Source organism: Streptomyces sp. NPDC052043, from assembly GCF_044548235.1.
In the GTDB taxonomy this organism is placed as follows: Bacteria; Actinomycetota; Actinomycetes; order Streptomycetales; family Streptomycetaceae; genus Streptomyces.
Genome location: NZ_JBIUBT010000020.1, coordinates 25397 through 37919 on the forward strand (window position 1 = coordinate 25397; position 12523 = coordinate 37919).

Consider the following 12523-nt stretch of genomic DNA (forward strand, 5'->3'; position numbering starts at 1 on the left):
GAGGTGAAGTGCGAAGCGGCGGCGGCCGGGCTGCGGCCGCTGAGGGGATCGGGACGCTGTTTAGTGACCGTGCGTGGTGGTGGACTGTTGGAGCGGTTCGACGGGCCCCGCGTTACGGCTGACGCGCGGCGCGCCGCCCAGGCCGCGGCGAGCAGCCCGTGTAGTAACCGGGGCACCGCCGTGGTACGCCTGCCTCAATGATGCGCTGCGACAGCCGGGCGAAGTCGCAGCCGGCGTCGGGGCGGAGGAGCCCATGAGCCGGAGCGGTGCCACCAGTGTGATCGGCGTGGACACGGTGCCCGGGGTCAGCTTGCCCCGCACGTTCAGGTCCAGCTCACCGTCCAGCACCAGGTTCCCCGCCGCCCGGACGCTCGTGTAGTCCCGGTCGCCGGAGATCGTGACGGCAACGCGACCCTGCTTGCCGATGGTCGCGTTCCCGCCGACGTGCAGGACATTGCCTGCGGCGCCGGAAGCGCCGGTGATCTGCGCGGCCTCGTCGGCTGTGACACCGGGCCGCAGCACGCCGTCGCCGACGTTGATGCTGTCACCCACGGTGCCGCTACCGCCGAGCGTTCCGCCGCGCACGTCGATAGCGCTCGCGTGCGATCCGACAACCGAGAGTTTGCCGTTGAGGACGGCGTTCGTCCCGTGCCAGGTCTCGCTGCCGGTGAGGAACAGGGTGCCGGCGGCACGCTTCGTGAGGCTGCCCTCGTAGGCGCGGGCCTTGCGGGCCTGCTCACGTCGGACCCCGATGGCGTAGTCCGACTTGTCGGCGTCGCTCGCGCTGGCCGGCAGGCCCTCGGTCCAGCCCTTGTCGGCCTTGGTAGCCGCCCAGGCGGCCGCCTCGGCGGCGTCCTCCTGCTGGTGGGCCCGGCTCGCGACGTCCGAGATGTCGTCCGACCACACGTCGTCGCGCCCCTGCGTGTCGACGACGAACGGCCCCAGGAACTGGCCCGGGCCGTTCATGGCCTCCCGCAGGCTGACCGTGCCCCAGCTGTTGCGGCTGTCGGCACCTGCACGATCTGGCCGCCGGTGGGGTTCAGCACGGTGTTGCCCCCGTGCACGCCTGGGGACCTCATGCGACACCCCCTTCCTGCATTCGGGAGCTGCGCCGTCCGGGCCGCGTGGAGAGCGGCCACGGGGCGACATTCCCTTGTGCGTGCGCGGCATCAGGGACGCCAGGTTGGGCGTCTTCGCAGCGCATTCGACACAAGCGATCCGGAGCGGGACCGGCACGCCGAGGCTGTGACCCCATCCGAGGCCGCTCCTGGTCATCCAACTTGGCGAGGCTGGGGCGAGTCTGTCGATGCTCATGACGAAGTTGCGGCACAGAAAGCGGACTCTGCCACCCCTCCTGACCGTCATCTGACCAACCCCCTGCGGGTATGGCGGCGTACGCCGGCGCGAGACCTGTGACCCGGGCTGTCCGAGCGCTCGCGGTCGGGGCCGAGCCGGATTTCCCGTCCCTGCCAGCGCTCCCGCAGCCACCGGTCATGGCTTGCCAGCACGATCGCGCCGGGGCCGGTGCCCAGCGCCGCCTCGAGCTCGTCGCACAGGCGCGGCGACAGGTGGTTGGTGGGCTCGTCGAGCAGCAGCAACTGCGGCGGTCGCGCCACCAGAAGCGCCAGCCCGAGCCGTCGGCGTTGTCCGACCGAGAGCCGGCCGACCGGCTTGTCCAGGTCCGCCTCGTGCATCAGCCCGAGCGAGCCCAGCGGCACCGCCTCGGCCCGCTCGGCTCCCAGCGCCAGCTCATAGGTGTCCCGGACGGACCGGCCCGGCCGGTCGAAAACGGTGTCCTGGGCGAGCAGCCCCACAGTCAGTCCGCGCCGCCGCCGCACCTCGCCCTCGGGCGTGAGCCGCCCGGCCAGCACGGCCAGCAGAGTCGACTTCCCGGCCCCGTTCCCACCGGTGACCAGCAGGCGGTCGGTCGCCGACACCTGCGCACTCACCGGTGCGAGCCGGCCCGGCACCCCTACGTCGTCCAGGGACACCAGCGGACCGCCGCCCTCCGTCGCCGGTGCGGCGAGCGCCGTGCTCTCGAACCGCAGCGGCCTCGGCGGCTCGCCGACCTGGGAACGCTCCAGCTCGTCCAGGCGGCGGGCGGCGTTGCGCACCCGCCGGGAGATCTGGCTCTGCACCCGGCCCGCGCGGTGGCCGTAGCCCATCTTCTCGTTGTCGCGCGGTCCCCGGTCCGGTGTGACGCGGTGCGCGGTGACCTTGACGGAGACCCGCAGCGCTGCCAGTTCCTCCTGTTCCTCGGTCCACCGTCGCTCCCAGCGGTCCCGCTCGGCACGCTTCTGAGCCAGGTAATCGCTGTAGTTGCCGCCGTAGCGGACCGGGCCGTCCATCGCGGGGTCGAGGTCGATCAGGTCCGTGCACACGGCGTCCAGAAAGGCCCGGTCGTGGCTGGCCACCACGACGACCCCGGGCAGGGTGCGCACCTGTTCCTCGACGAAGGCGGCGGCACCGTCGTCGAGATGGTTGGTCGGTTCGTCCAGCAGCAGCGCGGCAGGCCGCCGGACCAGCAGAGCGGCCAGCGCGAGCCGGCCGCGCTGCCCGCCGGACAGCGACCCGAGCGTCCGGTCGTGTCCGAAGGCGCCGAGGCCGAGGCCGTCGAGTACGAGCGCGGCACGCCGGTCGGCGTCCCATGCCTCGCGTTCCTGGGCCTGTTCGAGCCGGACGCCATACGCGTCGAGCAGGCCGGAGTACTCCCGCGCCTGCTGCGCGGTCAGTGCGAGCCGCTTGGTGAGCCGTTCCAGCTCGGCGAGGTCCTCCCTGGCTTGGCGCAGGGCGTCGTCAAGTACGTCGGCGATCGTCGCGTCGGCGTTGTACCGCATCTCCTGCTGAAGAAAGCCCAGGTCGGGCGGGCGCGTGATGCTGCCTGCGTCGGGTTCGTCCGTCCCGGCCAGCAGGCGCAGCAGGGTCGACTTGCCGACGCCGTTCTCCCCGATGAGCCCGATGCGGTGCCCGGGCGAGGCGGTCAGGGAGACACCGTCGAGGAGCCGTCGGTCGCCGAGGGTGTGGACGAGGTCGAGGGCGAGCAGAGCGGGGTGAGGCATGGGGTCCGTCCAACGTGATCGGTGCTCGGCCCGCGGGGCGGCATGCCTCGGACACGGGCCAGGTCGACACGCCGACGGCTCACACCTCAGGGGCTCCCGTCTCCTTCAGCTCGCCGTCGGCCAGCCGCAGCCACCGGTTCACGCCGATCTCGCGCAGGAACCGCTCGTCGTGACTGACCACCACGAAGGCCCCCTGGTAGGAGTTCAGGGCGCTCTCCAGCTGGCCGGCGCTGACCAGGTCGAGGTTGTTCGTCGGCTCGTCCAGGAGCAGCAGATGCGGAGCTGGTTCCGCGCACAGCACGCAGGCCAGGGTGGCGCGCAGCCGTTCGCCTCCGGAGAGCACCCCTACGGGCAGATGGGCGCGACGCCCCCGGAAGAGGAAGCGGGCGAGCAGGTTCATCCGCTCGGCCTCCGGCCGCGCCGGGGCGTGGACGGCGAAGTTCTCGGCGACCGTACGGCCCGGATCCAGCAGGTCGAGGCGCTGCGAGAGGTAGGCGATGCGGCCGTCAGCCTGCTTGATCTCGCCGCTGTGCGGTGTCGGGTCGCCGTTGAGCAGGCGCAGCAGCGTGCTCTTGCCGGCACCGTTGGGACCGGTCAGCGCGATGCGCTCCGGGCCCCGGATTGTCAGGTCGACGCCCTGGGCCGCGAACACGTCCTTGTCGCCGAGGCGGACGCGGAGCTGCCGGCCGAGGAACAGGTTGCGTCCGGCAGGCACGTTGGTGTCCGGCAGGTCCAGCGTGATGCGCTGTTCCTCGCGCAGCGCACGCCCGGCCTCGTCCAGCCGGGCTTTCGCCGCGCTGACCCGGCTGGCGTGCATCTGGCCCGCCCGGCCCGCGGACTCCTGCGCGCCCCGCTTCATGTTGCCGGCGAAGATACGGGGCAGGCCGGCGTTCTTCAGGTCGCGGGCGGCGTTGCTCTGCCGGCGTTCGGCGCGTTCGCGGGCCTGCTGCATCTCCCGCTTCTCCCGCTTCAGCTCCTGCTCGGCGTTGCGGACGCTCCTCTCAGCGGATTCCTGTTCGGCCCGCACGGCCTCCTCGTATTCGGTGAAGTTGCCGCCGTAGAAGTGCAGTTCGCCGCGGCCGAGTTCGGCGATGCGTTCCATGCGGTCGAGCAGGACGCGGTCGTGGCTCACCAGGAGCAGGCAGCCGTTGAAGTCCTCCAGCACGCCGTAGAGCCCCCGCCGGGCGTCGAGGTCGAGGTTGTTGGTGGGTTCGTCCAGCAGCAGTACGTCGGGCCGCTTCAGCAACTGGGCGGCGAGCCCGAGGGAGATGACCTGGCCGCCGCTGAGGGTGCTCAGGCTGCGATCCAGGGTGAGGTCGGCCAGGCCGAGGCGGTCGAGCTGGGCGCGGGTGCGTTCCTCGATGTCCCATTCGTCGCCGATGGTGGTGAAGTGCTTCTCGTCGGCGTCCCCGGACTCCACGGCGTCGATGGCCTGGATGATCGCGGCGACGTCCAGTACCTCGGCGACTGTGAGGTCGCCGGTCAGGGGGAGGTTCTGCGGGAGGTAGCCGAGGGTGCCGGCCACGGAGATCGACCCGGTGCCGGGCCGCAGTTCACCGGCGATGAGCTTGAGCAGCGTGCTCTTACCGGTGCCGTTGGGTGCGACGAGGCCGGTGCGGCCGGAGCCGACGGTGAAGGACAGGTCCTGGAAGACAGGACTGTCGTCGGGCCAGGTGAAGGACAGGTTCGAGCAGACGACGGAGGCGTCGGACATGGAGGCGACCTCGCGGGGAGGGGGGCAGGGAAGACACTTCTGCCCCGGCAGCAGACAGAGGGAAAGAGGGGACGACAGTGAGGCCACGTCGGCGGCGCTTCCACGCACCGACCGGTGGCCTGTCGGGTCCGGGTATCACCCGGAGATGTCGTCGTCCACCACCATGTCTGGGCTCCTCAACAAACGATCAACGTCTCTACCAGTTTAACAGCAGGTGGCGTTGGACCGGGAACACGATGGATCATCCGGTCAGGACCTCAGCCGACCGCGCGCAGGGCTTGGTGGGCTTCGTGACGTACCCGTGGCGGGTCCGCTGCCTGATCGACCTGGCGCCAGACGGCAGCAGTTCATGACAGCGCCACCCCGAGCGGCGGCGGCCGCGACCGCTTGAGCTAAACCACCGAGAGCTCGGCGTATTTGACGGTGCGGCAAGATGTTTCTTTCAGTGTGCACACACCTTGACCGGACGGATTTCCGCTCACCAGTTTGCGATCACTGAGCGTTCGGCAGCCACCCCCCGGCCACGCCCAGCCCCACCCTGGGAGTCACTCATGTGCAACGCTTGCTGCCCGATCCCGCCTGGTCCCCGTATGTTGGACATCTACCTGGGCGAGAAGGACCGCTGGGGCATGGTTACGCCACCGATGCGCTCCGCACCATGTGCTGGTACGGGTTCGACGCACCAACCTCAACCACCCTTGTCACACCGTTCGTTTGACAGGCGCGCACAGGTCGGTTGAGCGCCGAACGCCTTCCGGATCGCGGCCCGAGCAGACCGGGTCGCCGGTAGTCGACCGTACAACAACCAGAACTTCCCATGGAGTTGGCGCCTGAGCGGGGTGTTGCGCGGGCGTTCCGTTCTCTGTCGATCGCGGTCTTGTCAGTGGGCCGTGTGGGCGTTGAGACTGCCGATATGAGTAATCAACGGAGGTCTGTGTCTCCTGTTGTGGCGGTTGCTTCGCATGTGGTTGCTGCCGTTGCGGTGGTCGGGCTGCGGTCCACCGGTGCGACTGTTCGTGGTGCAGGGACGGCGCTGCGGTGATGTGGCGCATGTGCGCGCCGATGGCCGAAGGCGTACTGGACCCCGCGCGTGGACCGCCCTCTCCCGAGTGTGTGAACTGCACGATCCGTTGATTTCCGGATGGAAGGTGGAGCAGCTCGTGGGTCATGTGCGCAAGACGGGAGTGAGCCGGCGGCGTGTGCTGGGCACGGCAGCCGGACTGGCCGCGGCCGCGGCGGGGGTGCCCTACGCAACCGCGTTCGCGGCACCGGCGCAGACGCTGCCCGAGAAGGCCCGCTGGAACCAACACGCCGCCCACGTGACGATCACGCGGGACGACTGGGGCGTTCCGCACATCGCGGGCAAGACCGATGCCGACGCGGTGTTCGGAATGATGTACGCACAGGCGGAGGACGACTTCAACCGGATCGAACAGAACTACCTCGTCGCCCTGGGCCGCCTGGCCGAGGCCGAGGGAGAGAGCGCCATCTGGCAGGACCTGCGGCAGCGGCTGTTCCTCGACCCGGAGGTGCTGAAGAAGGATTATGCGAGGGCTCCCGCGTGGCTGCGCACGTTGATGCAGGCCTGGGCGGACGGGATCAACTACTACCTCGCAACGCACCCCGAGGTGCGACCGCGTGTGCTCGACCGGTTCGAGCCGTGGATGCCGCTGAGCTTCTCGGAGGGCAGCATCGGCGGCGACATCGAGTCCGTGCTGCTCACCCAGCTCGAAGCCTTCTACGACAAGCGGGACGTGCCGATGACCGACGAGGAACGCGGGCTGGTGCTGCGCGAACCCACGGGGTCGAACGGCTTCGCGATCGCGCCGAGCCACACGCGTGACGGCCACGCGTTGCTCCTGATCAACCCGCACACCAGCTTCTTCTTCCGCTCGGAACAGCATGTGACAAGCGACGAGGGGCTCAACGTCTACGGTGCCGCCACCTGGGGCCAGTTCTTCATCTACCAGGGATTCAACGCGCACACGGGGTGGATGCACACGACGAGCGGCGTCGACAACATCGACGAGTTCACCGAGACGATCGTGACGGGGGCCGACGGAATCCGGTACTACCGCTACGGCGACGAACTGCGCCCTGTCACAACGACGACGATCACCTTGTCCTTCCGTACCACGGAGGGCGGACAGGGCAAACGCAGCTTCACCAGGTTCGCCACCCATCACGGCCCCATCGTGCGCGAGGCAGACGGCAAGTGGATCGCGTGTGCGTTGATGAACAAGCCCGTCGAGGCGCTCAAGCAGAGTTTCCTGCGCACCACGACGGGGAACTACGCGGACTATCTCCGGGTGGCGGGCCTGAAGGCGAACAGCTCGAACAACACGCTCTTCGCGGACTCGAAGGGTGAGACAGCCTTCCTGATGCCGCAGTTCATGCCGGTGCGAGACGATCGCTTCGACTATCGCAGGCCCGTCGACGGCAGTGATCCGGCGACCGACTGGCACGGACTGCACCGTCTGGACGACATGCCGCACGTCGTGAGCCCGAAGAACGGCTGGGCGTTCAACACGAACAACTGGCCGTGGACCGCCGCCGGTACGGACAGTCCCAAGGCGGCAGACTACCCACGGTACTTCGACAAGGTTGGCGAGAACCCGCGTGGGCCACAGGCGGAGCGGGTGCTGTCCGCGCGTGATGACTTCACGCCGCAGACATTGATCGAGGCCGCGTTCGATCCGTACCTGACGGCTTTTGCGCGGCTGGTTCCCGGGCTCGTCGCAGCGTGGGACCAACTGCCCGAGGGTAACGCACAGAAGGCGACGCTCGCCGGCCCTGTGGGTCTGCTGCATGACTGGGACCACCGGTGGGCCGCGGAGTCGACTGCGACGTCAGTGGCCGTGTTCTGGGGTGAGGACATGTGGGAGCTCACCTCCCAGGCGGCGGCGGACGCAGGAATGTCGGTGTGGGACTATATTGCCGACCGCGCCACTGACGCGCAGCGACTCGATGCGCTCGAGACCGCGACACGGCGACTGGCACGGGACTTCGGCAGCTGGAAGGTGCCCTGGGGCAACATCAACCGCTTCCAGCGCAACGACGCAGCGATCGTCCAGCAGTTCAGCGACGCCAAGCCGAGCATCCCGGTGCCCTTCGCTTCATCGCGCTGGGGCTCCCTCGCCTCGTTCGGAGCGAAGGCCTACCCGGGAACGAAACGCTACTACGGCACGAGCGGCAACAGCTTCGTGGCAGTGGTGGAGTTCGGGCCGCGACTGCGGGCCTGGGCGGTAACGGCGGGCGGCGCAAGCGGGCACCCCGATTCACCGCACTTCGACGACCAGGCTGAACTCTACGCCGGCGGTAACCTGCGGCCGGTCTACTTCTATGCGGATGACCTCAAGGGTCACATCGAACGGAGGTACCGCCCAGGCAAATAAGGTCGGCCCTTGCGTCGACCAGGCAGATCTCGTGGCCCGCCTGCTGTCCGCGCGGCGCCTGGAGCGCAGGACGCGCTGGTGTCGACTCACCGCGGACCGCCAGGCCCTGCTGGGGGCGCTGAATCCGGACATCACGATGCGGGGGCGCACCACGCCCTCGTCGTCAGGGTGGACGCAGCACAGGTCGTCGCCGGAGCAGCCGCCGGGCCGTCCAGGACGCCGATCCGGCGATGCCTCTCGGCGGAGCCGTTTTCCACTCCGACAGTGAGTGAGCCCTTTCCAGCCTCAGCTGGAGCCCACAGCAGGCGGCCGAAAGGGTCGGCGATGGTTTGCACGTCCGAAGCCACCCGCGAGCTGGACGTAGGTGTGACCGCAACGCAGATGGGCCAGTCGGGTTCCGCCGTCCCAGGATCATGTCCGTGCGTGACTGCAGCGCCGCATCCACCGTTTCCGGCTAGGAACACCCCTCGGCGATCTGCTCGAAGCGCCGCGCGTGCTCCAGAGGCGTGAGTGGTCACGCTCGGGGTCGACAGGGGTACGGCCGACGCGGTTCGGGTCCACGATCGGGACGCCGGTCTCCAGCCATTCGGAGGCGCAGTTCCGCATCTGGGCGAATCGGAGCCTCGCGTTCCGGCCCGGTCCACGCGATGTGCGGGAGCTGCTGGCGTCGCCGACGACCACGGTGCGGCGGGCACGGAAGAACACGAGCAGCACACGGCGACAACGGCGGACCCGGCCGTTCGGTCTTCGAGCCGGCGGCGGCCGCGTGGGCCTTGTCCCACCGCATGCGTATGGCTCGGGTCGGGCCCAGGGGCCCGTGTGGCTGTGGCACGAGCGGGCACACGGTGGGCATGGTCGGTGACACGGACGACGACCTGCAGGCGCGGCGGCAGGGTGAGAGCGGGCACCGCGCGGTGCCCCACACGACCAACGTGCGTGTCGAGGCATGGGGCGTGACCCGGGAACGTTGCCTGGCGGAGGCGGCGCTCGGGATGGTGGAGTCATTCGCCGAGGCGTCCGCGGTGCGGGCGAGCGCCATGGAGCGGGTCCGGCTGACCGAGTGTCCCGAGGAGTACGTGCTGACCGCGCTGCTGGAGGAGGTCATCCTCCGGCTGGACGAGGGCAAGGTGCCGGTCGACGTGGAGGCTGCCACCTTCCACGGTCGCCTGGAGGTACGGCTGGCACTCGCCGAGCTGGCGGACGTGGAGATCACGGGGGCCGTGCCGAAGGGCGTCACGTGGCACGAGCTGCGCATCGGGCCGGATCCGTACGGCTGGTCGTGTGCGGTGACCATCGACACATGAGACACACAAGGCGTGAGTCCTCAGCCTTGGACCACGCCGAGTGGAACCAGGCGGGCCACCGTGCGGCACGGCCATGCGTCCTCCCTCGAACTGCCGGAGGAGGTTGGCCAGTTGAGCAGCCTGGGCCGCTGACACCGAGAGCGATCCGAGCGCCGGGGCCCAGGCCGCGGGCGCAGGGCCGAAAGGCTCGTGCCGACACGCGAGGTTTCGCTGTCCGAGCAGGCGATCTGCACCGCGCACGGAACGGCAGAAGGGACCGGGAGAGGTTCGGCTCCCCGGCCTCCCCTGCGGAGAGGCCGATCCCTTGGTGACGTGGGCGCGGGACGCGCCGGAGTGGTCCGCCGACAAGCCTGCACCCGTCACGTACAGTCAGTGTTGTGACAGTGAGTGATGGAATGTACGGCTTCGGGCAGCCGACCGGCCACCTGCTCATCAAGACCAGTCGCGCCGGGCTCGGCCGCAAGGCAGGTCACGACCTCACGATCGAGGCCACCCGTTGGTCCGGCAACGCGGTCGTCACCGCCGACGACCCCGGGAGGTCGTCGGTGACCGTGACGGTTGAAACGGGATCGCTCACCGTCCGGGAGGGAAGCGGCGGGCTGAAACCCCTCACCGATGACGACCGAGCCGAGATCAAGAAGACCCTCGAGGGCCAGGCCGTCCTGCACGTCGCGGAGCATCCCGACATCACCTTCCGCTCAACCGGCATCACGGGAACGCCTCAGTCCTTCGAGATCACCGGTGACCTCACCATCAAGGACCAGACGCATCCGGTGACCGTCCATGGAGGTAGCGACGGGGACGGAATGGTATGCGGCTGGGCGACCCTCGCCCAGTCCACCTGGGGAATCAAGCCCTACAGTGCCTTCCTCGGCGCGCTGAAACTGGCCGACGAGATCCGGATCGAGTACCAGGTGACAGATCTCGTGCCGATTCCCGGCCCCGAGCAGCCAACCGGTTAGGTTCCAGCGCGCCAGCGCGCGGAGCATCGTCCAGTGCGGCCCGGTTCCTGCCGGCGCGGTGACGAGCATGGCGCGGCATGGGGGTACCCGAGATCTGGTGGTCTCGGCCCTTTCGGCCGTTGTCCTGTAGTGGCTGACCGTGGGAGGCGCTATGCGGTGGCCCAGCCGAGCGACGACTGCCGATCCACAGCTGGATCTGCGGGGCTCGTGCCGTCGCGTGTTCACCGTACGAACGGAGCCGGCGGCGGTGCGGCAGGCACGTGCTTGCACGCAGGCGACTCTCACCGAGTGGGAAGTTGCGCGGGGATCCGCCCTGGTGGACGCGGTGCTGCTGGTTGTCAGTGAACTGGTCACGAACGTGGTGCGGCACGCAGGTGATCGCTCGCCCACTGTCGACGTTCTCATCGCGGTGGATTGTGATGCCCTGATGGTGGGTGTTGCCGACCGCGACCCGCGCATTCCGCCCACGACGCGTGAGGAGGCCGGCGAGGGGCTGAGGAGCGTGGTCGATCTCGCCCAGCTGTACGGAGGCGGGGTAACCGTTGCTCCAGTTCAGGAGGGACGAGGCAAGGTCGTCTTTGTCCACTTCCGGTGCCCCACAGTCTTGACAGGTGATTGATCACGGGCCCCATTTCCTCAAGCACGTACGCGCCTGAGCCACGCTGCCGTGCCGAGGGCTGCCGTCAGGCAGAGATGCTGCGCCGGATCCTGGGGCACTTCGGCCCGACCGGGTGTTGGCCGCACCCTGTCCTACGTGGACTTCGGCGGACCGGGCCGCCCGCTGCTCGCCCTGCACGGACACATGTCCGAGGGGATGTCGTACGCCGATTTCGCCGCCCGTCTCGCTCGGGACTGGCGGGTCATAGCGCCCGACCAGCGCGGCCACGGCGACTCGGACCGGGCGGCCGACTACAGCCGGGAGGGCTACCTCGCCGACCTGGAAGCCCTCATGGGCCACCTGGGACTGGACCGGGCGGTTCTTCTCGGGCACTCGCTCGGCGCGATCAATGCCTACCAGTTCGCCGCCCGCCACCCCGAGCGTGTGACCGCGCTGGTCAACGGCGAGGGCTGTGCCGAGCTCGGCCTGGACGGCAGCAACCCGCTAACGTTCGTGCTGAACCTTCCGGAGGGTACTTGCCCCAGCCGGGAGGCGTTCGTGGCGCAGCTGGGCCCGTTCGCCCCCTTTCTCGAATCCGCTGTTCGCGAGGGGCCGGACGGAACTTGGGGCCTGCACTTCCACCCCAAGGACATCTACGAATCCGAGGACCAGGTCCACGGCGACCACTGGGCCGACTGGACCGGCTCCGCCTGCCCGGCGCTGCTGATACGCGGTGCCGAAGGCGGTGTGCTGTCGGCGGAGCAGGCAGCACGGATGGTCGCTCGGCGGCCCGGTACCCGTCTCGTCGAACTGGGGACGGACCACTTCTTGTACGCCAACGACCCGGTCGGCTTCGCGGACGCGGTCCGGGACTTCCTTGCCTCGGCATAGCCGTGGCCTCAGCCTTTCCGGCGCCCCGCCGATGGATCACGATGCGGCCTTCTTGAGGCGCCTCCAGCAGATGAGGCTGCAGGCCAGTGAGATGAAAGCGTCGTGGAGTTCAAGACGCCTCTCCCAGCGCACGGCAAGGCGTTTGAACTGGTCGAGCAAGGTGAAGGCCTTTGTGGTCAGCCGGGTTACCCCGGTCGGCTACGCCGAGATCGTCGCGGCGATCGCCTCCCACTCGGCGGGTCCCGGCACCCGCGCCAACATCGACGAGTTCACGGAGACGATCTCTGCCGCCATCGCCTCGGTCGGCGGCGCACTGCGCGGCAAGGCGGTCATCGTGCTCAACCCGGTCGAACCGCCCCTGATCACGAGGGACACCGTCTACTGCCTGACCGGTGACGTGGACGAGCAGGCGGTCGCCGATTCCATCACCGCCATGGTGGCGTCGGTCGCCGAGTACGTGCCCGGCTACCGGCTCAAGCAGGAGGTCCAGTTCACCCCGGTGCCGCCGGACGAACCGTGTACCCGCTGCTGCCGCCGGGCGTACCCGAGGTCACCACCAAGGTCACCGTCTTCCTAGAGGTCGAGGGCGCGGCCCACCGG

Annotated in this window: 8 protein-coding genes and 1 pseudogene; 6 read left to right on the forward strand and 3 right to left on the reverse strand. The window is 69.2% G+C overall.

The features are described from left to right. Nucleotides 1-60: 60 nt before the first annotated feature. The 3 genes from ACIHCX_RS34970 to abc-f all read right to left on the reverse strand — a co-directional run bounded on the left by ACIHCX_RS34970 (nucleotide 61) and on the right by abc-f (nucleotide 4773). Nucleotides 61-966: a hypothetical protein gene (locus ACIHCX_RS34970; RefSeq protein ID WP_400036838.1), complete on the reverse strand. Its 906-nt coding sequence runs from the start codon at nucleotides 964-966 to the stop codon at nucleotides 61-63. 395 nt (nucleotides 967-1361) lie between these two features. Then, nucleotides 1362-3059: an ABC-F family ATP-binding cassette domain-containing protein gene (locus tag ACIHCX_RS34975; protein ID WP_400036840.1), complete on the reverse strand. Its 1698-nt coding sequence runs from the start codon at nucleotides 3057-3059 to the stop codon at nucleotides 1362-1364. A 79-nt stretch (nucleotides 3060-3138) separates the two neighbouring features. Further along, nucleotides 3139-4773 carry a ribosomal protection-like ABC-F family protein gene (abc-f, locus tag ACIHCX_RS34980; RefSeq protein ID WP_400036842.1) on the reverse strand — a complete coding sequence of 545 codons (1635 nt, stop codon included), beginning with the start codon at nucleotides 4771-4773 and terminating at the stop codon, nucleotides 3139-3141. Nucleotides 4774-5777: 1004 nt separating this feature from the next. On the opposite strand from abc-f, the gene ACIHCX_RS34985 reads away from it, so the two are divergent. The 6 genes and pseudogenes from ACIHCX_RS34985 to ACIHCX_RS35010 all read left to right on the forward strand — a co-directional run. Then, complete coding sequence (locus ACIHCX_RS34985) at nucleotides 5778-8168, forward strand: penicillin acylase family protein (RefSeq protein WP_400036844.1); 2391 nt, start codon at nucleotides 5778-5780, stop codon at nucleotides 8166-8168. A gap of 851 nt (nucleotides 8169-9019) precedes the next feature. Then, entirely contained in the window at nucleotides 9020-9472 is a 453-nt protein-coding gene (locus ACIHCX_RS34990; RefSeq protein ID WP_400036846.1) for an archease, read from the forward strand. 395 nt (nucleotides 9473-9867) lie between these two features. After that, complete coding sequence (locus ACIHCX_RS34995) at nucleotides 9868-10434, forward strand: YceI family protein (RefSeq protein ID WP_400036849.1); 567 nt, start codon at nucleotides 9868-9870, stop codon at nucleotides 10432-10434. A 151-nt stretch (nucleotides 10435-10585) separates the two neighbouring features. Continuing rightward, nucleotides 10586-11053 (forward strand): ATP-binding protein, encoded by a 468-nt coding sequence (locus ACIHCX_RS35000; RefSeq protein WP_400036851.1) that lies wholly within the window; start codon nucleotides 10586-10588, stop codon nucleotides 11051-11053. Between the two features lie 135 nt (nucleotides 11054-11188). After that, nucleotides 11189-11923, forward strand: a complete 735-nt coding sequence (locus tag ACIHCX_RS35005) for an alpha/beta fold hydrolase (RefSeq protein WP_400036853.1) — start codon at nucleotides 11189-11191, stop codon at nucleotides 11921-11923. Between the two features lie 175 nt (nucleotides 11924-12098). Beyond that, nucleotides 12099-12520, forward strand: a pseudogene (locus ACIHCX_RS35010) (acetaldehyde dehydrogenase); the annotation flags it as partial. Between the last annotated feature and the right edge of the window lie 3 nt (nucleotides 12521-12523).